This is a genomic window from Jiangella alkaliphila (assembly GCF_900105925.1).
Classification (GTDB): Bacteria; Actinomycetota; Actinomycetes; order Jiangellales; family Jiangellaceae; genus Jiangella; species Jiangella alkaliphila.
The window spans coordinates 4,091,084-4,113,137 of the sequence record NZ_LT629791.1 but is presented as its reverse complement, the minus strand read 5'-3'; the positions used below and the strand labels follow the sequence as shown (position 1 = coordinate 4,113,137).

General features: G+C 71.7%; 15 protein-coding genes and 2 pseudogenes. 7 read left to right on the top strand and 10 right to left on the bottom strand.

Annotated features, from left to right (window positions below; translation table 11 throughout):
• From BLV05_RS18755 to BLV05_RS18745, 3 genes are read right to left on the bottom strand one after another with little or no spacing between them, the layout of a single operon-like run.
• Complete coding sequence (locus tag BLV05_RS18755) at nt 1–1,293, bottom strand: ABC transporter substrate-binding protein (RefSeq protein ID WP_046770947.1); 1,293 nt, start codon at nt 1,291–1,293, stop codon at nt 1–3.
• A 31-nt stretch (nt 1,294–1,324) separates the two neighbouring features.
• On the bottom strand, nt 1,325–3,832 hold the full coding sequence (locus BLV05_RS18750) for a glycoside hydrolase family 97 catalytic domain-containing protein (protein ID WP_160312785.1): 2,508 nt from the start codon (nt 3,830–3,832) through the stop codon (nt 1,325–1,327).
• Nucleotides 3,825–5,057, bottom strand: a complete 1,233-nt coding sequence (locus tag BLV05_RS18745; protein ID WP_197683198.1) for an ROK family transcriptional regulator — start codon at nt 5,055–5,057, stop codon at nt 3,825–3,827. The genes BLV05_RS18750 and BLV05_RS18745 overlap by 8 nt, the downstream gene beginning before the upstream one ends.
• 65 nt (nt 5,058–5,122) lie before the next feature.
• On the opposite strand from BLV05_RS18745, the gene BLV05_RS18740 reads away from it, so the two are divergent.
• The gene (locus tag BLV05_RS18740) at nt 5,123–5,980 is read left to right on the top strand and encodes an AraC family transcriptional regulator (RefSeq protein ID WP_046770946.1); all 858 of its coding nucleotides are present in this window, start codon (nt 5,123–5,125) and stop codon (nt 5,978–5,980) included.
• Nucleotides 5,981–6,277: 297 nt separating this feature from the next.
• Here the strand turns inward: BLV05_RS18740 and BLV05_RS18735 are convergent, their stop codons facing one another.
• The 5 genes and pseudogenes from BLV05_RS18735 to BLV05_RS18715 form a co-directional block, all read right to left on the bottom strand.
• Nucleotides 6,278–7,684 (bottom strand): IS1380 family transposase, encoded by a 1,407-nt coding sequence (locus BLV05_RS18735; RefSeq protein ID WP_172860593.1) that lies wholly within the window; start codon nt 7,682–7,684, stop codon nt 6,278–6,280.
• 267 nt (nt 7,685–7,951) lie between these two features.
• Nucleotides 7,952–8,578, bottom strand: a pseudogene (locus tag BLV05_RS18730) (IS1380 family transposase); the annotation flags it as partial.
• A gap of 61 nt (nt 8,579–8,639) precedes the next feature.
• Nucleotides 8,640–9,869, bottom strand: coding sequence for an IS256 family transposase (locus BLV05_RS18725; protein ID WP_083421475.1), 1,230 nt, complete (start codon nt 9,867–9,869; stop codon nt 8,640–8,642).
• A 136-nt stretch (nt 9,870–10,005) separates the two neighbouring features.
• Nucleotides 10,006–10,781: pseudogene (locus BLV05_RS18720) on the bottom strand (transposase); the annotation flags it as partial.
• A gap of 623 nt (nt 10,782–11,404) precedes the next feature.
• Complete coding sequence (locus tag BLV05_RS18715) at nt 11,405–14,056, bottom strand: glycoside hydrolase family 97 catalytic domain-containing protein (protein ID WP_052762181.1); 2,652 nt, start codon at nt 14,054–14,056, stop codon at nt 11,405–11,407.
• 252 nt (nt 14,057–14,308) lie between these two features.
• Between BLV05_RS18715 and BLV05_RS18710 the strand changes: the two genes are divergently transcribed.
• The 5 genes from BLV05_RS18710 to BLV05_RS18690 are packed head-to-tail and all read left to right on the top strand — an operon-like array spanning nt 14,309 to nt 18,727.
• On the top strand, nt 14,309–15,400 hold the full coding sequence (locus BLV05_RS18710) for a FecCD family ABC transporter permease (RefSeq protein ID WP_231948556.1): 1,092 nt from the start codon (nt 14,309–14,311) through the stop codon (nt 15,398–15,400).
• A 15-nt stretch (nt 15,401–15,415) separates the two neighbouring features.
• The gene (locus BLV05_RS18705) at nt 15,416–16,393 is read left to right on the top strand and encodes an ABC transporter substrate-binding protein (protein WP_046767163.1); all 978 of its coding nucleotides are present in this window, start codon (nt 15,416–15,418) and stop codon (nt 16,391–16,393) included.
• The gene (locus BLV05_RS18700) at nt 16,390–17,172 is read left to right on the top strand and encodes an ABC transporter ATP-binding protein (protein ID WP_046767164.1); all 783 of its coding nucleotides are present in this window, start codon (nt 16,390–16,392) and stop codon (nt 17,170–17,172) included. Before BLV05_RS18705 ends, BLV05_RS18700 begins: the two co-directional genes overlap by 4 nt.
• A complete protein-coding gene (locus BLV05_RS18695) occupies nt 17,169–17,978 on the top strand; it encodes a class I SAM-dependent methyltransferase (RefSeq protein WP_052762182.1) in 810 nt (269 codons plus the stop codon). Before BLV05_RS18700 ends, BLV05_RS18695 begins: the two co-directional genes overlap by 4 nt.
• Complete coding sequence (locus BLV05_RS18690) at nt 17,975–18,727, top strand: class I SAM-dependent methyltransferase (RefSeq protein WP_046767165.1); 753 nt, start codon at nt 17,975–17,977, stop codon at nt 18,725–18,727. Before BLV05_RS18695 ends, BLV05_RS18690 begins: the two co-directional genes overlap by 4 nt.
• On the opposite strand, the gene BLV05_RS18685 is transcribed toward BLV05_RS18690, so the two are convergent.
• Nucleotides 18,728–20,464 carry an L-aspartate oxidase gene (locus BLV05_RS18685; protein WP_046767166.1) on the bottom strand — a complete coding sequence of 579 codons (1,737 nt, stop codon included), beginning with the start codon at nt 20,462–20,464 and terminating at the stop codon, nt 18,728–18,730.
• Nucleotides 20,465–20,542: 78 nt separating this feature from the next.
• Here BLV05_RS18685 and BLV05_RS18680 point away from each other — a divergent pair, with 78 nt between their 5' ends.
• Nucleotides 20,543–21,508 carry a LysR family transcriptional regulator gene (locus BLV05_RS18680; protein WP_046767167.1) on the top strand — a complete coding sequence of 322 codons (966 nt, stop codon included), beginning with the start codon at nt 20,543–20,545 and terminating at the stop codon, nt 21,506–21,508.
• On the opposite strand, the gene BLV05_RS18675 is transcribed toward BLV05_RS18680, so the two are convergent.
• The gene (locus BLV05_RS18675; RefSeq protein ID WP_052762183.1) at nt 21,456–21,932 is read right to left on the bottom strand and encodes a pyridoxamine 5'-phosphate oxidase family protein; all 477 of its coding nucleotides are present in this window, start codon (nt 21,930–21,932) and stop codon (nt 21,456–21,458) included. The two genes, BLV05_RS18680 and BLV05_RS18675, sit on opposite strands and share 53 nt — an antisense overlap.
• Nucleotides 21,933–22,054: the final 122 nt, after the last annotated feature.

Below are 22,054 nucleotides of genomic sequence, written 5' to 3'. Positions count from 1 at the left end.
TCAGCCCTGGTTCTCCTGAGCCAGCGCCTCGTTCATCGCGCCGGCGAGCCCGGCCGCGGCCTCCTCGACGGTCTGCTCACCGGTCCAGGCCGGGGTGAGGAACTCGCCCTCGCGGCTGGCCCACGCGTCGGTGTTGCGCGACACCGGCAGCACGACGCCGTTCTCGGCCTGGTCGAGGAACGCCTGCAGGTTGAACTGCGGGAACGCGTCGACGAAGGCCTGCTCGGTGCCGGCGTAGGAGCCGATGACGGTGCCGGTCTCGCTGGAGATCCGCGAGGCCTCCTCACCGCTGAGGAAGACGGCCAGCTCGGCGGCCTCCTCGGGGTGCTCGGTCGAGGCCAGCGCGACGTTGCCGATGCCGTTGATGATGGTCGCCTCCTGGGCGCCGCCCGGCAGCTCGGTGACGTCGAAGTTCTCCGACGAGTACGGGTCGTTGGCGAAGCGGATCGCGTAGAACGAGCCGGTCGTCAGCATGGCCAGCCGGCCGGACATGAACTGGGCGACCGACTCGGTGTCGGCGAACGACTCCAGCGTCGGCGACACGTGATGGACGTTGATCATGTCGGTCCAGAACTTGATCCCCTCGATCGCCTCGGGGCTGTCGTACCCGGACGTCGTGCCGTCCTCGGAGATCACCTCGCCGCCGGCCTGGTAGATGGTGTTGTAGTACGTCGCCTGCGGGTCCATCGGCGCGCCGATGCCGTAGACGCTGCCGTCGGGCTTGGTCAGCGCCTGCGCCGCGGTGACGACGTCGTCCCAGGTCCAGTCCGGCGTCGGGTAGGCCACGCCGGCCTCGTCGAACAGCGCCTTGTTGTACCAGAGCCCGATGGTGTCGAAGTCCTTGGGCAGCGCGTACGTGGTGCCGTCGTCGACGAACAGGTCGACCAGCTGCTCCGGGTAGTTCTCGATGTCCAGGCCGGACGCCTCGAACGCGTCGTCCAGCGGCAGCAGCACGCCGCCGTCGACGTACTGGCCGATCTTCGCGCCGAGCATCCAGGCGACGTCCGGGCCGGTGCCGCCCGCGGCGGACGTCTGCAGCGTGCTCCAGTAGTCGGTCCACGGGATGATCTGGATCTCGACCGTCACGCCGGGGTTCTCCTCCTCGAACACGTCGAGGATCTCGCGGATGGCCGGCTCCTGGTCGGGCGAGAATGTCGCGAAGGTCAGGTTGACCTCCTCGCCGTCGCCGCCGTCGTCCGAGCCGCCGGCAGAAGCGCCGTTGTCGCCGCACGCGGCCAGCGTCAGGACGGCCGCCGTGGCCGCCAGGCCGAGCAGTGTCTTCGTCGGCTTCATCGTCGTGTGCCTCTCGTTGGGAAGGGGTCGTTCAGATCAGGGGCCGCACGTGCGGGTCGATCCAGTCCACGTGCGCGGGCTCGGCGCCGGCCGCCGGCGGCCGCACGACCAGCCGCAGCCGGGTGATGCCGGTGACGTCCACGTCCAGCTCGCGCGCGGGTTCGCCGTACGCGACCTCGACGGTGGACAGGACGCGCCCGTCGCCGACGACGGCGCAGGTGGCCGTCGTGCCGGCGGGGCTCTCGTCGTCGACGCCGACGGACGCGGTGAGCCGCGCCGCGACGCCGTCGAGCACCCAGGTGACGTCTGACGGGGCGCAGACACCGAGTCCCCTGGGGTGGTGCACGCCGGCCACGGACATCGGCCGGCCGTCGGCGGGGTTGCCCTCGCCGTTGGACATGTCCCGCTCGACCGGACCGCTGCCGTTGGCGGCGGCGACCGGGGTGAGCGCGACGAGCGACGCGGGTTCCGCGCCGAGGGGGCTGACGACGCGCACGTGCGCGAGGGCGGAGCGCCGGGGTCCGAGCGGGTCGCCGGCGTGGACGGCGAGCACGGCGACGTGGCCGGGCTCGGTGCCGGCGGGGACGGTGACCGACCAGGCGCCGTCGCGGATGGGGCGGGGCTGGTCCCAGCCGGGCGGGACGACGAGGTGCGGCTCGGCGCCGGTGACGACGGCGGCGATCTCGACCGGCTCGCCGGGCACGCCGCGGACGATCGGGTCGGCGACGGTGACGGCCGGCCGCGGGCCCGCCTCGGACTCGGGCTCGGGCTCGGCGGCCGCGGGCGCCGCCGGGGCCAGCAGCACCAGCGCGCCGCCGTTCGGCCGCAGCGTCACCTCGACGGAGTCGGCGGCGGTCACCGCGCGGGCCGCCTGGGTGAGCCGGTCGGCGGCGTCATCGGTGATGATCGTGGCGGCGTACTCACCATCGTTCAGGCCGAGAACGGTGAGATCGACGGCGACCGTCTTCGGCTCGGCCAGCGCGGACAGGGCGCCGACGGACCACTCGGCGCCGGAGCGGCGGGCCAGCACGACGTACTCCCCCGGCCGCCCGGCCAGCAGCCGGGTCTCGTCCCAAGCCGCCTTGATCCGCTCGATCGCCGCCTCGGCGATCGGCCGCTTCGCGTACTCGTCGACGTCGTCGGCGAAGTTCAGCAGCCCGGACTCCAGCACGACGGCCAGCGCCAGCTCGTGCGCCTCGGTCGTCAGCCGGGCGGCGGCCGAGAACGTCACCGGCGTGTAGTCGGCCGACCCGACGACGTTGCGGGTGAACGGCACGATCGTGTTGTGCTCGGGGGTCAGCGGCTCGCTGTAGAAGACGTAGTACTCCGCACCCCGGACCGCCTCGTAGCTCATGACGTGCGGGTACGTACGGGCCCAGCCGCGCGGGATGACCGAGCCGTGGAAGTTGATCATCAAGCCCACCCGGGCGCACTCGGCGATGACCTCGTCGTACCAGCGGTACCGCTCCTGCGCCTCGGACTCCATGAAGTCGACCTTGACGCCGGCGACGCCCCAGGACGCCCACTCGGCCAGCTTCCGCCGCTGCTCGGGCGTCGCGAGCTGGTCCCAGACCACCCAGACGAACACGCCGACGCCGCGCTCGCTCGCCTCGGCGACCAGCTCCGGCATCCAGACGCCGTCCCAGCCGCAGTCGACCAGCACGTACTCCCAGCCGCGGGCGGCGGCGTAGTCGAGCATCCGCCGCTGCTTGGACAGCTGCGCGCCGCTGTAGAAGTCCGACCACCACGACCACGCCGCCCGGCCCGGCCGCGCCCACTCGGGCACGGTGCCACCGGCGACCGCCGGCGCGAGGTCGTCCACCAGGTGCGACCCGACGACGGTCGCGAGGTCGCCCACGATCACCACCCGCCACGGCGTCGCTACGGCGTCGCCGGACAGCTCGACGTCGGCGGCCAGAGTGACGGTGACCGCGCCGCCGCCGGCGTACCGCGCGAACGAGCCGCCGTACCGGCCGTCCAGATCGGCCTCGGTGACCAGCGCGAACGTGTCGTCCGCCAGCTCGACGAGGAACGGGAAGCCGTAGTCGCCGGGCTCCAGCGCGTCCAGGGTGCTGGTGAACCGGGTGGTCTCGTACCAGGGCGTGTACGTCAGCGGCCAGACCGCCGCCGTCGCCGGGAACCGCAGGTCGACGTCGCCGCCGGTCACCGTCGCGCCGTCCAGCCCGGACAGCACGAACCGCAGCGCGACCCCGTCGGGCGCGGCCCGCAGCACGACGGCGACCTCGCCGCCGTCCACGCAGGTGAACTGGACCGTGCGCTCTCGGTGGTCGACGGCGTGCCGGCCGACCCGCTTGCCGACGACGAGGTCGTACTCCTCGGCCACGTCGCGAATGGCGTCGGACACATACGTCGCGCCGGACAGCAGGTCGCGGCCGTCGGCCAGGCGCAGGTGCAGCGGCGCCGGCGGGGTGACCTGGACGCCGTCGTGCAGCGCGGTCCAGGTGAGCCGGCCGCGGAACCACGTGACGGCGACGGTGTTGCCGCCGTGCGACACGGACCAGGTGGTGGACTCAGACACGACGGACTCCTGGACGGCGGCGGGCGTCGGCGGCGACGACGCGCCGGCGGGACGGGAACACGAGCTCCTGGATGGCGACCGCGGCAGCACCGCGGGCCCACTCCTCGAACGGCAGGTCGCGGACGTGGATGGGGACCTGGTGGGCGGCGCCGAAGGCCTGCTCGGCGAACGCCTCGCGGATCGCCGTCTCGAACAGGTCGTAGCTGGACACGCCCTCACCGGCGACGATGACCTGCTCGGGGCCGAGCAGGTTGGCCACCGACGCCAGCGCCAGGCCGATCAGGCGGCCGGCCCGGGCGAAGATCGCGCGGACGCCGTCGTCACCGGCGCGGGCCAGCTCGACCGCCGTCTCGATGGTGAGGTCGTCGCGGCCGGTGGCGGCGCGGCAGCTGTCCAGCAGCGCCTTCGTCGACGCCTCGGCCTCGACGCAGCCGTGCGCGCCGCAGTGGCACTGGACCGACGGGTCGCCGAGCGGCAGGTGCCCGATCTCGCCGGCGACGCTGTGCGCGCCGCGGACCAGCCCGCCGTCGACGACGATCGCGCAGCCGATGCCGGTGCCGATCGTCACGACGGCGAAGTTCGTGATGCCGCGGCCGAGCCCGAACCACTGCTCGGCGACGGTGAGCGCCTTGACGTCGTTCTCGACGACGACCGGCGCGCCGACGGCGAGGCTCACGGCTGTGCCGAGGTCGACGTCGCGCCAGCCGAGGAACGGCGAGTAGCGCACGTAGCCGGTGTCGTGGTCGATGTCGCCGGACAGGCTGAGCCCGAGGTCGTGCGGCGCGACGACGAAGCCGGCGGCCTCGGCGCGCTCGACCAACTCGCGGTAGAACGCGGCGATGGCGCCGACCGCGGCCCCGACGGAGTTGTCGGCCAGCGGGCGCCGCTCGGACACCCGCGGCGCGCCGGCGAGGTCGCACACCATGCCGATCAGCTCGTCGCGCCGGACGATGATGCCGAACGAGCCGGTCTGCCGCGCGTGCACCCGCAGCGGGCTGCTCGGGCGGCCCATCCGGGTCTCGTCGTTCGCGACCGGCTGGTCCGGCGCGTACTCGAGGTAGCCCTCGTCGATCAGCAACTTCGCCACGCGCGTGACGGCCGCCGACGACAGCCCGGTCTCGCGGGCGATGTCGACGCGGGCGATCGGCCCGGCGGTCAGAGCGGAGAGGAAGACGGCGCCCTCGGCCGGAGTTCCCTCGACCGGGCCGCCTCGCTGGATCGGCACGAGAGCGACGCTACGAAGACTTAATAAACTTTGTCAAGTATGTAACTCGTGCCATACTCGGAGCCGTGCCAGCCCGCGACGGTCTTCGCCCGCAGCGGCTGTACGCCGTCCCGCGGCGCCAGGTCACCGCGGCGCTGACGGCGCCGGTCACACGGCGTCTGGTCGTCACCGACGCCGGCTACTCCCCTGCGTCGGCCCGGTTCAGCGTCGCGCCTACGGACGGCGCGCGGCGGACCGTCGTCGTCATCTGCGCCGGCGGCAGCGGCTGGGCCGACGTCGGCGGGACCCGGCACCGCATCGGCGCGGGCGCGGCGCTGGTGATCCCGGCCGGCACGCCGCACGCCTACGGCGCATCACCGTCGTCGCCGTGGACGGTGTGGTGGTGTCACCTGCGCGGCAGCGACGTCCCCGAGCTGGTCGAGGCGCTGGGCTCGCCGGTCGTGCCGATCCGGCACCTGGACCGCGCCGTCGCGCTGGCCGACGAGATCGTCGGCCGCCTCGCCCGCGACGACGACGCACCCGGCCGGCTGGTCGGCGTCTCCGGCACGGCCTGGAAGCTGCTGACCCAGCTGATCGCCGACCGCGCCGCCGCGCCGCCGCCCGACGACCCGCTGGAGCGGGCGATGGACTACCTCGTCTCCCGGCTGGACGGGACGGTGCGGGTGCCCGAGCTGGCCGCGCTGGTCGGCGTATCACCGTCGCACCTGACGACCCTGTTCCGCCGCGCGACCGGTGCCGGCGTGCACGCCTACCAGACGACGCTGCGGATGGAGCGGGCCCGCCTGCTGCTCACGACGACGGAGTCGACGGTCAGCGAGATCGCCCGCGACGTCGGCTACGGCGACCCGTTCCACTTCTCCCGCCAGTTCCGCCAGCTGCACGCGATGAGCCCGACGGAGTTCCGTTCCACCACGCCGCGTTGATCTTGGACGAGGGGCGGGGGTTTGCCGAGTGGGGCGTCCCCCTGCTGCCCATTCTCTTAGCCGCGCACCCGCGCCTCAAGTCCGCGCCTCTGTGCTGCTGGCTCGCTGTGGTCGGGGGCTTGGACTTGACCCGCGCGCACGCGGCCTAAGCCTCGATCCGTGGAAGGGCTATCGGGTGATCTTCGCTCCTGACTGTTGATCTTGATCGGGGTCGTGGGCAGGGCTGGTCGGCTGGTCTGCCCAGCTCTTCCACGTGTCGGTGTCCGGTCGGGGCCCGGTGCGGGCGGTGGTCGACGGTCAGGCCGCCGCGGCGGGTGGCCCGGTGGCGAGCACGTGGTTCCAGAGGCGGGTCCACTGCTGGGCCCAGGGCCAGTGCGTGGGCAGGTGCAACACGCGGCGGCGTTGCGGGCGGGCCAGCCGGGCGGGCACGGTGACGATCTGTCGGCGCAGTGTCGCGCCGCGCGCGACGGCATGCCGCGGACTGGTCAGGGTGCCGGCGGCGCGGAGCAGGTTGTGGGTCATCGCGGCGCAGGTCGCCCAGGCGGCGTTCGCGGCGAACCGGCCAGACGGCAGGTGGGCCAGCGGCCCGTCGATGAGGTCGGCGAACACGGTCTCGATGATCGCGTGCGCGCGGTGGGTGATGTCCGCGTCGGCGGTCGGTTCGGTGTTGTCGGTGAAGAACGGGTGGTGCCGCCAGACCGGGAACAGTTCATCGGTCTTGGCGCGGTCGCGGACCCGGCGCACGATCAGCCGGGCGGTGACCTGGTGCTTCTTGGCCTTGGAGCCGAACGCGGTGAACGGTACTTCGGCGACGTGGGCGTCGGAGATCAACTGCCCGGTGTCCGGGTCGACGACCGCGCCGGGGTAGTGCACCGGTGTCCACGCGTCGGCGGGGATGGTCGCGATCGCCCTGCTCACCGCACGGTTCTTGGTCAGCGCCACGGAGAACCGGGCCCCCGCCCTCACGCAGGCGCCGACGACGACGCTGTTGCCGTAGGCCGAATCACCGCGGACCAGGATCTCACCCGCCGCGCCGGCGGCGCGGGCGGTCCGGATCGCCTCGGCGACCATCGTCGCCGCGCCCTTCCCGGAACCGGCCCGCCCGGCCCGTAGCCGGATCCCGGCCACCACCGGCGCACCGTGCTCGGTACTGATGCTGGTGGCCAGCGGCGACAGGCCCTTGCGGAGCACCTGCCGCCCGGCGATCTTGGTGTGCCCGAAGCTGGCGCCCTGCTTGGCGTGCCCGTAGACCGGGCGCAGCAGCGAATCGATGTCGACGAACGCCCGAGTCCCGATCCCGGGCAACAGCCCCGTCGTCGTGACGAGGCCGACCAGATGCGCCCGCGCGACCGAGGCCAACTGCAGGGCATGGCCATGGGTGAACTCCCGCAGGAACTGCCCCAGCGTGGCCGGCGCATACACGCCGCCGAACAACCGGCCCATCCCGCCGGAACGGACCACGTCCAGATCGTCGATGCAGTCCGCGCCGGCAGCCATCCCCGCCACGATCGAGGTGATCTTGCCCGCCGGGTTCACGCCGGCCGACTTCACCCTCACCGAGCCGACCGCGACCTTGGACGAGATCAGCTCGGACAGGCCAGCCTGCTCGGCCAAGGCCATCACCGGCACCAGCCCCGCGCACGACACGAGATTCTCGTCATCGAACCTCGGCATCGCCTTCGACCAGACGTGAGATAGTCGCACCGAGAGTGCCTTCCGCAGCAGTGGCGATCAGGACCTAGACAATCCAGATCCTCCCTGCACAGAAGGCACTTTCTTCGTCACCACACCGAACGACCAGCCAGCCAGTCCACGGATCGAGGCTAAGCCTCGATCCGTGGACGAGCGGTCTGTTGATCTCCGGATCCGATTGTTGATCTTGATGGTGGTTTGGGCGGGGATGGTCCGCTGGTCTGCCCAGCTTTTCCACGTGTCAGTCTCTGGTCGGGCCCTCGCGGGCGGGTGGTCGGGTCAGGCCGCCGTTGGCGGGCCGGTGGTGAAGACCGCGCTGCAGAGGTTGGTCCAGTGGCCGGCCCAGGGCCAGCGCTCGGGCAGGTGCAGCACGCGGCGGCGTTGCGGTCGGGCCAGCCGGGCGGGAACGGTGACGAGGTGTCGGCGGAGTGTCGCACCGCGGGCCACGGCATGCCGGTCGCCTCCGGCGAGGGTGCCGGCGGCGCGCAGCAGGTTGTGAGTCATCGCGGCGCAGATCGCCCAGGCGCTGTTCGCGGCGAACCGGCCCGAGGGCAGGTGCGCCAGCGGCCCGTCGATGAGGTCGGCGAACACGGTCTCGATGATTGCGTGCCCGCGGTGGGTGATGTCCGCGTCGGCGGTGGGCTCGGTGCTGTCGGTGAAGAACGGGTGATGGCGCCAGACCGGGAACAGTTCATCGCCGCGTGCCCGGTCGCGGACCCGGCGCACGACCAGCCGCGCGGTGACCGGGTGCTTGGTGGAGCCGAACGCGGTGAACGGTACTTCAGCGACCTGTGCGTCGGAGATCAACTCGCTGGTGTCCGGGTCGACGACCGCGCCCGGATAGTGCACCGCCGTCCAGGCGTCGTCGTCGATGGTGGCGATCGCCCGGGCCACCGCACGGTTCTTGATCGGGCCTGTCAAGTTTTTCGTGTAAGACAGGGCAAACCTTTACCTTGATGTGACTTTTCTAGGTGAGTCGTCCTGGGAATTCCACGACCAGGAAGTTGAGTGCTTTCTTCCATCCATGGGTTCCGGTGCCTGATGCTCCTCCTCGTTTCCGGCTGATGTTACGGATCCCGAGAAAGAGCAGCTTCATGGCGGCGTCATCGTCGGGGAAGTGGCCGCGAGTCTTGGTGATCTTCCGCAGCTGGTAGTTGATTGATTCGATCAGGTTCGTCGTGTAGACGATTCGGCGTAGCTCGGCCGGGTAATCCAGGAACGGGATGAACTCGTTCCACGCATTCTTCCACACCTCGATCGCGCCGGGATACTGCTGCCCGAAATTCTGCTCGAATTCTTTCAACGCGATCTCGGCCGCCGCGACGCCGGGAGCGGTGTAGATGTGACGCATCGCCGTGGCGACCTTTTTCCGGTCGCCGTAGGAGATGAATCGCATCGTGTTGCGGATGACGTGCACGACACAGGTTTGCACGGTGACCTTGTCGAACACGCTGCGCGCGGCGTCAGGCAGCCCGGTGAGCCCGTCGCAGCACAGGATGAGGACGTCGCGCAGGCCCCGGTTGCGCAGCTGCGTGAGCACGTGCGCCCAGAACTTCGCGCCCTCCTCCGCGGCGATCCAGATCCCCAGCACGTCCTTCAACCCGTCGACGTCGACGCCCACGACCAGGTGTGCGGACTTCAGCGTGACCGAGCCGCGGTCGCGGACCCGGATCCGGATGGCGTCGACGTAGACGATCGGGTAGACCTCGTCGACCGGCCGGTTCTGCCACAGTGTGATCTCGTCCACGACCACGTCGGTGATCTTGGAGATCAGCGCCGGCGACGTGTTGATGTCGTAGATCTCCTTCAGGTGCGCCTCGATCTCCCGGGTCGATAGCCCGCGCGCATACAACGACAGAATGATGTCCTCGATCGCGCCGACACGCCGGGAGTGTTTCGGCACGATCTGCGGGGCGAATGTCGAATTCCGGTCTCGTGGCACGGTCACGTTCACCGGGCCGGCCGTCGTCGCGACCGTTTTGGCCGAACGCCCATTCCGGGAGTTCCCCGATCCGCGCCCAGCCGGATCACCGGGCTCATAACCGAGATGATCGGTCATCTCGGTCTCCAACGCCCGCTCCAGAACTCTCGACGTCAACCGATTCAACAACCCATGAACACCATCAACCGGTGTCCCGGACGACTCGGCATCCGCCAACAGATTATCAATCGCCTCATCCGGCAACACCGCCGCCAACCGACGAGCTGCCTCATCCGAGGAATCGACAACCTTCTCCTGCTCCGACACAAAGAATCCTCTCGCGGCCACGACGCAAACACGCCCGGACCAATCCTGGCCCACCCGGCCTTACACGAAAGATTCAACACGCCCTCTTGATCAGCACGACGGAGAACCGGGCCCCCGCCTTCTGGCAGGCGTTGACGACGGCGCTGTTGCCGAAGGCCGAATCACCGCGGACCAGGATCTGCCCGCTGGCACCGGCGGCGCGGGCGGTCCCGATCGCCTCGCGCACCATCGATGCCGCGCCCTTTCCGGAGTTGGCCTTCCCGGCGCGCAGCCGGATCCCGGCCACCACCGGCGCACCACGTTCGGTGCTGATGGTGGTGGCCAGCGGCGACAGGCCCTTGCGCATCACCTGCCGCCCGGCGATCTTGGTGTGGCCGAAGCTGGCGCCCTGCTTGGCGTGCCCGTAGACCGGGCGCAGCAGCGAGTCGATGTCCACGAACACCCGGGTGTCGATGCCGGGCAACAACCCAGTCCGCTCGACCAGGCCGACCAGGTGCGCCCGCGCGGCCGACGCCAACTGCAGGGCGTGGCCGTGGGTGAACTCGCGCAGGAACCGCCCCAACGTCGCAGGCGCATACACCTCGCCGAACAGCCGCCCATCCCGCCGGAACGGATCACGTCCAGATCGTCGATGCTGTCCGCGCCGGCCGCCATCCCCGCGATCACCGCGGTGAGCTTGCCCGCCGGGTTCACCCCAGCCGACCGCACCCTCATCGCGGTGATCTTCACCCGGTCGGTGACCAGCTCCGACAGGCCGGCCTTCTCAGCCAGCGCCATCACCGGGACCAGCCCGGCGTAGGACACCAGGCTCGGATCATCGAACATCGGCGTGGCCCGCGACCACGCATGAGATAGCCTCACTGAAAGTGCCTTCCGGGCAGCGGCGATCAGGACCTCGACAATCCAGATCCTCCCTGCACAGAAGGCACTTTCTCTGTCACCACACCGAGCGATCAGCTACCGGTCCACGGATCGAGGCTAAGAACGGGCAGCTATCAGGGGGACGGGGAAGAACCGGGCACAGCCCGACCGAAATGCGCCGTTCGCCGGACTCTGCGGCGTCGGCTTCCTGGGTGTGAGGCGCGTCCTGGGTCTCACGCGCGCCGAACACCCACTTCGAGCCCGAAACCGCGCCTCACACCCAGGACGCGCCCTACACCCAGGTTGGTGAGCACCCGACGTCGTCGTCTGCCGTTACGTCCTGGTCCCCCGTCACGCCACGAGCCCCAAGTCCGCCATTTCGCGTAACGGCAGACCACGACGTAACGCCAGACCACGACCCACACCGCCGTCCTCAATAGCCACGGCCGTCCTCGATGGCAGAAACCGTCCTCGCGGCCCATCGAAGACGGTCTCCGCTATCGAAGACGGCCGGCGCCATCGACGTCGACTCAGCCCCCACTAGGCAAACCCCCGCCAACTCGGCGAAACGCCCGGCACCACCGGAAGCGGCGGCGCCGGGCGTTCTCGTCGACTCGACCGGATCAGTTCGTGACGGTGACCCGGTCGATGTCGGGCGCCGGGCCGTACCCGCCGGCGACGGTGATCGTGTTGCCGGAACCGGCATTCAGGCCGAGCCCGAGCGTGACAGTCGCGGTCGCCGTCGCCCCACCCGTCGACGGGAACTCGACGGTGACGGGCGCGCCGCCGTTGACGCTGACCTGCGCCGTAGCATCGGCCGTCGCGGCGTAGTCGATGCGGACGGTGTGGTTGCCGGCCGCCGTCGCGGTGATGCCGTTGAACCGCACCGACCCGCCGCCGCCGAGCGCCGTCACCTTCGACCCGCCCGAGCACGGACCGCACGCGGCCACCGTCGCGCCGCCGGCCAGGGTGTTGCCGGCCGCCTCCGCCTCGGTGTCGCGCGAGATGATGAGCGCATCGATGTCGGGCCCGAACGCGGCCGGGTTGGAGAACCGGATCGTGTTCGCGCCGGCGTTGAGCGGCACGTCGATGGTCCACTTGTTGACGAACTCCCAGCCGCCGGAGTCCTTCAGCGCCTCGGTGCTCACGACCGACCCGTTGACCTCGATCTGGATCGACCGCGGGTCGCCGGACGTGTAGGTGAAGGTCAGCTCGTGGGTGCCGGTGGCGCCGGCCCTCACGTTGTTGAACTGCACCGCGCCGCCGTTGCCGAGGAACCCGACCTTGGCGCCCTTCGAGCAGCCCTTGCAGTTGTCCGTCACCGCGCTGCCGGAGAGCGTGTTGCCCGGCGCCTCGGCCTCGTACCGGACGTCGCCGCTGCCGATCTGCGCCAGCGGGGTCTTCGAGATGTGCACGGCCGCGCCGCCGGTGGCGATCATCGGCAGCGACAGCGTCGACGCGCTGGTCACCGTCTGCGTGCTCACCTGGACCTGGCCGGCCGGGGTGTCACTGAAGACCGTCGCGGTGTACGTGCCCGACCCCAGGAACGACAGCGGCACCGACGCCGTCCGCGCCGGGTCGGTCATCGCGCCGACGAACCAGTCCTGGCCGCTGCGCCGGGCCATGGTCACGTGGTCGCCCGGGAAGCCCTCGACGACGCGGGTCTCGTCCCACACCGTCGGGACGGCGCGCATGAGGTGGCGGCCCGGCCACTGCTCGTACGCGGCGGCGGAGTCGGAGTAGTTGACCATGCCCGACGTGAACACGATCGACTGTGCCAGCGTGTGCGCCTGGGTGAGGATCGACGCGTTCAGCGAGATCATCGTCGGCGTGTAGTCCATGCCGCCGATCGGGTTGCGGACGAACGGGAACGTCGCGTCGAGCCGGGCCGTCGTCGGCGGCGGGTAGAGGTAGTGCTCGGTGCCGGCGACCGCCTCGGACGTCACCACCCACGGCCAGGTGCGGTTCTCGCCACCCGGCTTGGTGCTGCCGTGGAAGTTCAGCATCAGCTCGTGCTCGCCGGCGGCGTCGCCGATCGACTGGTACCAGCCCATGACGTTCTGCGAGTCGTTGAGGAAGAAGTCCACCTTGAGCCCGACGACGCCGTACGCCTTGTGCTCGGCGACCAGGGCATCGGCCTGGGCGGGCGTGGCGAACGGCTCCGCGGTCACCCAGGCGAAGATGTCGACGTTGCGCTGCGCGGCGTACTGCGAGATGGCCGGCAGGTCGACGTCGGGGTCGTAGCAGCAGTCGACGGTGACGTACTCGAAGCCCATCGACGCGGCGAAGTCGACCATCTGCTGCTGCTTCTGCTGGTCGGCGGCGCTGTCGCCGTCGCTGAACCACGACCACGCGGCCCGGCCCGGCTTCACCCAGTCCGCGTCCTGGTTAGCCGGCGGGTTCAGGTGCTGCACGAGGTCGGAGTTCACCAGCACGTTCAGGTCCGACGCGATGACGGCGGCCCGCCACGGTGTCTGGAACGGGTACGTGCTGGAGATCGGGAACGCCTGGTCCGGCGTCCGCTCCACGTTCAGCAGGCCGTCGTTCGCCTGGCTGCCCTTCAGCAGCGCCGGCGCGTAGCTCGCGTTCGCGTTGTAGACGTTCGCCTCGGAGATGACGGTGAAGTAGGCGTTGTCGTCGATCGACGCCAGCAGCGGCATCGTCAGCTCGGTTCCGTCGTTCAGGCCAGCGGCCGACCGGTAGATGTAGTCCTGCTCGTAGTTGCCGTTCCACACCGCGGCCCAGCCGCCGGTCGGCGCCGGCAGCCGGAACCCGCTCTGCTCGTCGGTGATGCTGACGTTCCCACTCCCGCCCGGCAGCACGTACCGGTAGGCGACGCCGTCGTCGTAGGCGCGCACCACCAGCCGCATCGTCTGGCCGCCCTTGGTGTAGCTGAGCACCAGTTCGTTGGCGTGGTCGCGGTAGGACGGCTTGGTGCCGGCCGGCAGGGTGTAGGTCTCGTCGATGGTCGTGCGCGTCTGCGACGCGTAGGTGAGGCCGGTGGAGAAGTCGACGGCGCTGGACGAGATGCCCAGCGGCGACTCCTCGAAGATCGTCGTGGTGCCGGCGGTGACCTCGTAGGTCAGCGCACCGGAGGGCTGCTCGTGGACGGCGAAGGTGATCTCGCCGTCCGGTGACGTGACGGTGTGCGTGGCCAGCGCCTGCGCCGGGACCACGCCGATGTCGGTCGCCGTCAGCGACGCGACGACGGACGCGGTGACCGCGACGGTCGCCAGCGCGAGGGTCGATCGGCGGCGTTTCGAGCCTGCGAACACGGAGCCTCCTTCTCGAGCTGCGGGTTCCCCCGACGCGTGACGCTAGCCGTGACTCGAGGTCGGACGGAATGACGAAAACGCGCCCGTACCTGGAGAAAGCGATGATCTTGGTCGAAACACCAACACCGGCGGAAACGAACACGGAGCGGACGGTGAACACTCCCCCGGCGGCCGCCTCCGGGCTTGGCCCGGCCGCCGTCGTCCGGCAAGATGCGACAGAGTCGCACATGCGACCTTGTCTTCGGAGGTGCCGTGAGTCTGACCGATGCACTCGTTCTCGACGAGGACGACGACCTCGGACAGGTCGCGCAGCGGCGGCGCACGGCGCTGTGGATCGGCGGCCTGTCCGCCGGCCTGCTGGTCACGGTCGTGCTGGCCGTCGGCCTCGGCGCGGTCGCCATCGACCCCGGCTCCGTCGCGCGGATCGTCGGCCACCGCACGGTCGGCCGGCCGGCGGAGGTCACCTGGTCCCAGGCCGAGGACTCCATCGTCTGGCAGGTCCGGCTGCCCCGGGTGATCCTCGGCGCGGTGGTCGGTGCGGCGCTGGCGGTGTGCGGCGTCGCGCTGCAGGCGATGGTCCGCAACCTGCTCGCCGACCCGTACCTGCTCGGCGTCACGTCCGGCGCGTCCACCGGCGCAGCGGCGGCGATCCTGTTCGGGCTCGGCGCCGGGTTCGGCGAGAACGCGCTGTCGGTGAGCGCGTTCCTCGGCGCGCTGGGCGCGTCGGCGGCGGTGTTCGTGGTGGCGCGGGCGGGCGGGCGGATCACGTCGCTGCGGCTGCTGATGGCCGGGGTCGCGGTCGGCTACGCGCTGTACGCGGCCACCAGCTTCCTGATCTTCGCCTCCGACTCGGCCGAGGGCGCCCGGTCGGTGCTGTTCTGGCTGCTCGGCTCGCTCGGGCTGGCCCGCTGGGGCTGGCCGCTGGCGCTCGTCGTCGTGGTGGTGTGCCTGACGCTGGCCGCGCTGCTGCTGTGGGGCCGGCGGCTCGACGCGCTGGCGATCGGCGACGAGACCGCGCACACGCTCGGCGTGCCGCCGACCCGGTTCCGGGTGCAGCTGCTGGTCGTCGTGTCGCTGTGCGTGGGCGCGGTCGTGGCGGCGTCGGGCGGCATCGGCTTCGTCGGGCTGGTGATCCCGCACGTCGCGCGCCGGTTCGTCGGCGCCGCGCACGGGCGGGTGGTCCCGGTTGCGGCCCTGATCGGCGCGATCTTCCTGGTCTGGGCCGACGTCGCCGCCCGGACCGTGCTGGAGCCGCGCGAGCTGCCGATCGGCATCATCACCGCGCTCGTCGGCGCCCCGTTCCTGCTGATCCTCGTCCGCCGGTTCCACTCCACCGGCGCCTGAACCCCAGGAGACCCGATGCGATACCTGCCCGCCGCCGTCGCGCTCGTCCTGCTGGCCGCCGCCTGCGGCACCGACGACGACACCACCGAGGCGGCTGCGACCGCCGGCGACCACCCGGTGACGGTCGAGAACTGCGGCGTCGACGTGACGTTCGACGCGCCGCCGGAGCGGGTGGTGCTGCTGGAGAGCGCGCCGGCGACGATCATGCACGAGCTCGGCGTGCTGGACGCCGCTGTGCTGCGGGCCGGCGCCTTCCCGGAGGAGTACTACGACGACGAGACCAACGCCGCGATCGCCGGCATCGAGTCGCTCGGCGAGGACCTCGACACCAGCGGGCACCTGCAGATCTCGCAGGAGGTCATCATCGCCCAGCAGCCCGACCTGGTGATGGGGCTGCCCGACGGCATCACCCGCGAGGGCCTGGACGGTGTCGGCATCAACGCCCTCATGCAGCCGGTGTACTGCCCCGAGGGCGTCGACGCGACGACCTTCGACGACGTCTACGAGCAGATCGAGACCTACGGGCAGATCTTCGACCGGGCCGACGAGGCCGACGCGCTGGTCAGCGACCTGCAGGACCGGGTGGCCGCGGTCGAGGCGGCGGCCGAGGGCGCGCCGGAGCGCACGGCGGCGGTGCTGTACCCGACCGTCGGCGGCGGCAGCGGCTACGCCTACGGCAACCGCAGCATGGCCCACCCGCAGCTCGAGGCGGCCGGCTTCAGCAACGTCTTCGGCGACGTCGACGAGCGGGTCTTCGAGGTGTCGCTGGAGCAGGTGCTCGCCGCCGACCCGGACGTGCTGATCCTGCTCTACGTCGACGGCGACCCGGCCGCGGTCAAGGACGCCGTCGTCAGCCTGCCGGGCGCCGAGGACCTGCGCGCCGTCCAGAACGACGACATCCTTGTGCAGCTGTTCAACTTCACCGAGCCGCCCACGCCGCTGTCTATCGACGGCCTGGAGCGCATCGCCGAGCAATTCGGCGTCAGCCCGTGATCAGCGCCCACGACGTCTCGTTCGCCTACGGCGACACCCTCGTGCTCGACGGTGCCCGGGTCAGCGCCGCGCCGGGCCGCGTCGTCGGGCTGATCGGGCCGAACGGCAGTGGCAAAACCACCCTGCTCCGCACGCTGTACGGCGCGCTGGCGCCGAAGGCGGGCCTGGTCACGATGGACGAGACGCCGGTCGGCGGCCTGAAGCCGCGCGAGCTGGCCCGGCGGCTGGCCGTCGTCGTGCAGGAGGGCTCCGGCGAGCTGCCGCTGACCGTCACCGAGACGGTGCTGCTCGGCCGGGCGCCGCACCTGTCCACGTTCCAGCGGCACGGCCGCGAGGACTACCGCGTCGCCGCCGCGTCGCTGGCCCGGGTCGGCGCCCGGCACCTGGCCGGGCGGGTGTTCGCCGGGCTGTCCGGCGGCGAGAAACAGCGGGTGCTGATCGCCCGCGCCCTGGCCCAGCAGGCCGACCATCTGCTGCTCGACGAGCCCACCAACCACCTGGACATCCGCTACCAGCACGAGGTGCTGCAGCTGGTCAGCCGCCTGGAGGTGACCACCGTCGTGGTGCTGCACGACCTCAACCTGGCCGCCCGCTATTGCGACGACCTGGTGCTGCTCGACGGCGGACGCGTCGCCGCGGCCGGTCCCCCGGACGCCGTCCTGCGCGCCGAGGTGCTGGAGCCGGTGTACCGCATCGGCGTCCAGCGCATCGACACCGGCGAAGGCGTCCAGTTGCTGTTCCGTCCCCTCGACCCGGTTCCCGAAGGAGTCTCCGTATGACCACCGCGCAGGACACCATCAACCAGTACTGGACGGAGCGGGCCGACTCCTACGACGCCCACCACCGCAAGCAGCTCGGCAACGCCGAGATCAAGGCCGGCTGGACGGACGTCTGGCGGCGCGCGCTGCCCGCCCCGCCGGCCCGGGTGCTCGACGTCGGCACCGGCACCGGTCACGTCGCGCTGATCCTCGCCGAGCTGGGCTACGACGTCGTCGGCACCGACCTCGCCGAGGGGATGCTGGAGAAGGCCCGGGCGAAGGCCGCCGCGCTGCCGCACCCGCCGGAGCTGCTGGCCGGCGACGCCGTCGCGCCGTCCTTCCCGGACGCGAGCTTCGACGTCGTCACGAACCGGTACCTGCTGTGGACGCTGCGTACGCCGGCCGAGGCGCTGGCGAACTGGCGGGCGCTGCTGCGGCCGGGCGGGCTGCTCGCCGCCGTCGACAGCACCTGGTTCCCGTCAGGCGTCGCACCGCAGACGCTGTACGGACGGGACGTGCTGTCGCTGCTGCCGCTGGCCGAGGCGGCCAGCATCGACGAGTCCGCGGCGCTGGTCCGCGCGGCCGGCTTCGCCGACGTCACCGTCACACCGCTGCCGGACATCCTCGACCTCGACCGCCGCCACGGCGTCGCCGACGGGCACGAGGTGCAGCTGCAGTTCCTCGTCACCGGGCGGGCGGCCCAGGGAGGCTCATGCGGCACCGACGGCGACGCGGGGCCGGAGGTCCCGCCGAGTCGTCGGTCCAGACCGCTCGCCGAACAGAGCGAAGGAGCCATTGCCGCACGAGCCGACCGATCGATGTCATGACGACGGACGGCTGGCTGGCCCGCTGGGACCGGCAGCAGGAGGTCTACATCCGCGACCGCGAGCGGCGCTACGACGTCATGCTCGCGTTCCTGGAGGAGCTGGCGCCGTCGGAGCCGGTCGTCCTCGACCTGGCCGCCGGCCCGGGCTCGACGGCGGTCCGGGTGCTGGACCGGCTGCCCGGCGCCCGCTGCCTCGCCGTCGACGTCGACCCGGTCCTGCAGCGGATCGGGCGCGACGCGTACGGCGACGCCGGCGGGCGGCTGACGTGGATCAAGGCGGACCTGCGCGACCCGTCCTGGCCGGCCGCGCTCGGCGTCGGCGGCGTCGACGCGGTGATCTCGACGACCGCCCTGCACTGGCTGCGGCCGGAGGAGCTGGCGCCGTTGTACCGGACGTTGCACGGCCTGCTCGCGGCGTCGCGCGGCCCGTTCCTCAACGGCGACCACCTGCCGTTCCCCCGGCACGCGCCGCGCATCCGTGCCGCCGCCGAGCGGGTCGACCAGCGCCGCCGCGACGACGCCGTCGGTGTCGGCGCCGAGGACTGGGCGGCCTGGTGGGACGCGCTGCGGGCGGACCCCGGGCTGGCCGCCGAGCACGCCGAGCGGGCCGGGCTGTGGCCCGAGGGCAGCCGCGGGCACACGTCGGCGTCGCTGGCCTTCCACCAGGCGGCGCTGGACGCGGCCGGGTTCGCCGAGTCCGCGATCGTCTGGCAGGACCTCGACGAGCGGGTGCTGCTGGCGCTGCCCTGACTACTCCACCAGCTTCCCCTCGGTGGAGACGTCCTCGATGAGGGCGGCGATCTCGTCAGGCACCGGCGGGATGTCCTCGCGGACGACCCCGGCCGTGGGCGACCACACGAGGTTGACCCGGAACTCCGGGTCGAGCTCGGGGAAGTCGCTGCGGTTGTGGCAGCCGCGCGACTCGCGGCGCTCGAGCGCGGCCTCGAGCGTCGCCCGGGCGGCCAGCGCGGACGCCTTGAGGTCGAACGCGTGCGCGAGGTCCTGGAAGCCGGCGATGTCGGGATGGACGCCGACGTCGCCCATGCGCGCCTCGATCTTCTCCAGCTCGGCCAGCCCCGTCTCGAGCCCGGTCTCGTCACGGACGACGCCGGCGTGCTCGGTCATGGTGTCGCGGATCGCCCGCTGCAGGGTGCGGACGTTCTCGGGCCCGTCCGCCGCGAGGAGGCCGTCGATCTCGTCCCGCGCCTCGGCGACCGCGTCACGCGAGCGGCGCTGGGCGTCGAGCCCGGACGAGTGCGCGATGGCGGCCCGGCCCACGATGCGGCCGAAGACGAGCAGTTCGATCAAGGAGTTGCCGCCGAGGCGGTTGGCGCCGTGCAGCCCGCTGGACGCCTCACCGATGGCGTAGAGCCCCTCGACGTCGGTCCGGTGGTCCTCCGGCCGCACCCACACGCCGCCCATCGAGTAGTGCGCCGTGGGCGCCACCTCGATCGGGTCGGTGGTGATGTCGAGCATCTGGACCTCGAGCATCGTCTGGTAGACCCGCGGCAGCCGGGTCATGATCGTCTCACGCGGCAGGTGCGAGACGTCCAGCCAGACGCCGCCGTTATCGGTGCCGCGCCCCTGCTTGATCTCGGTGTACGCGGCCAGCGCGACGCGGTCGCGGGTGGACAGCTCCAGGCGCTCGGGGTCGTACTTCTGCATGAACCGCTCGCCGAGGGCGTTGCGGAGGATGCCGCCCTCGCCGCGCGCGGCCTCGGAGATCAGCGTCCCCGCCGCGTTCTCGGGCTCGATGATGCCGGACGGGTGGAACTGGACCAGCTCGGGATCGCGCAGCCGCGCACCCGCCTCGACCGCCAGCCGGAACGAGTCGCCGGTGTTCTCGTCGCGGCGCGAGGACGTCCGGCGCCAGATGCGGTTGTGGCCGCCGGCGGCGAGGATCACCGCGTCGGCGTGGATCAGATACCGGGTGCCGTCGTGCAGGTCGAAGCCGTAGGCGCCGAAGACGACGTTGTCGCGCACGAGCAGGCGGGTGACGTAAACGCTGTCGAGGATCGGGACGTCGAGCTGCTCGGCCCGGCGCACCAGCGTGCGCTGGATCTCCAGCCCGGTGTAGTCGCCGGTGAACGCGGTGCGCCGGTACTTGTGCGCCCCGAAGAAGCGCTGGGAGATGCGGCCGTCGACCTCGCGGGCGAACTCCATGCCGTAACGCTCGAGGTCGCGGATGCCGCGCTCGGCGCCCTGCGTGACGATCTCGACCGTGTGCGGGTTGGCGAGGAAGTAGCTCTCCTTGATGGTGTCGGCCGCATGCTGCTGCCAGCTGTCGTCGGCGTCCATCGTGCCGAGCGCCGCGTTGATACCGCCCGCCGCGAGCGCGGTGTGGGCGTCGTCGCGGGGCCGCTTGCCGACGGCGAGCACGTCGACGCCCTGCTCGGCGACCTCGATGGCCGCCCGCAGCCCGGACCCTCCCGTCCCGATCACGAGCACCGTGGTGGACAGCTGTCGTTCGGGGATGCCTGCGCTCATGGCTTCCACGCTAGGCGCGCGCCGTCGATGTGGCCAATGCATTGTTCGACTCGTTTCGATGCGCCTACGCTATGACGTATGAACCTGGAGCAGCTGCGCGGCTTCGCCGAGGTCGCCAGGCTCGGCCACTTCACCCGGGCCGCGGAGCACCTGCACCTGGCCCAGCCCTCGCTCAGCCGGCAGATCTCGTCGCTGGAGAGCGAGCTCGGGGCCGAGCTGTTCCATCGCGCGCGCGGGCACATCTCGCTCACCGCGGCCGGCGAGACGCTCTTGCCGCTGGCCCGCCGCATGCTCGCCGACGCCGACTCCGTCCGCCGCGAGATGGCCGAGCTGGCCGGGCTGCGACGCGGACGCGTGCGGCTGGGCGCGACGCCGACCCTGTGCGTCAGCCTGGTCGCCGAGGCGGTCAGTACCTTCCACGGCGCCCACCCGGGCATCGAGCTGCACCTCACCGAGGGCGGCTCGCGCAGCCTGATCGACGAGCTGGCCGGCGGGGCGCTCGACCTCGCGCTCATCACCGCGTCGGACGGGCGGCCGCGCACCGGGGCGAGCCTCACCCGCACGCCGCTGCTGACCGAGGAGCTGGTGGTCATCTCCTCGGCCGCGCGGCCGCCGGTCGCGTCGACGCCGTCCATCGGCCTGGACCGGCTGGCCGGGCTCCCGCAGATCGTCTTCCCGGAGAGCTACGACCTGCGCGCCACGACCGACGCGGCGTTCCGCGCCGCCGGGCTGACCCCGTCGGTCGTGCTCGAAGGGGCGGAGATGGACGCGGCGCTGCGGTTCGTCGAGCGCGGGCTCGGTGTCGCGGTCGTGCCGGCGATGGTGCTGCTCGACCGACCGGGCCTGCGCTCGGTGCGTCTGACGACGCCGACGCTGACCCGCACGGTCAGCCTGGCGCACCGCTCCGACGTCACCCCGACCCGGGCGGCCGCGGCGATGCAGCGGACGATCGCCGCTACGGCCGAGGCGCTGGCGGCGGGCAGCGCGCTGATCAGCCGGGCGCCGGCTCGGGGTCGGGGCCGCCGGTCCACACCCAGCGGGTGAACGTCGGCCCGGTCAGCGCCTCCCACCAGGCCAGCGCGCGTTCCGGGCGCAGCTCCCAGAGCCGGTTCGGCGGGTCCATGGCCAGCCGGTAGGCGGCGCCGTCGGGCGTGACGTACTTCTCCGCCATGGCGTCGTCGACCCGCGTGCGCACGGCGTCGTCGTCCACCCTGGCCGTCGTCCCCTCGATCATCAGCACGTCCTGCCCGCCGTCGAGGTGGACGGACGCTCGCGGCTCGGCGGTCAGGTTGCGGCCCTTCACCGAGTCGGGGTCGGTGCTGAAGTAGAGCCGTCCGTCCTGCCAGACGCCCCATAGCGGCACGATGTGCGGGCGGCCGTCGGGACGCGTGGTGGACAGCCAGTAGTCGGTGGCGCGTTCGAGCCGGCGGCGGTGCAGCGGCCACGGGACGCGGTGGGTCGCGGTCATTCCGGCACCCTCTCATCCGGCACCGACAGGGCCGCCGGTCCGGCGCAGAGGGGCGGTGGTGCTGCGCCGGCTCCGCTTCGCGGCGGTGAAGCATGCCGCGTGCGCTCTTGACGCCGGCTCCG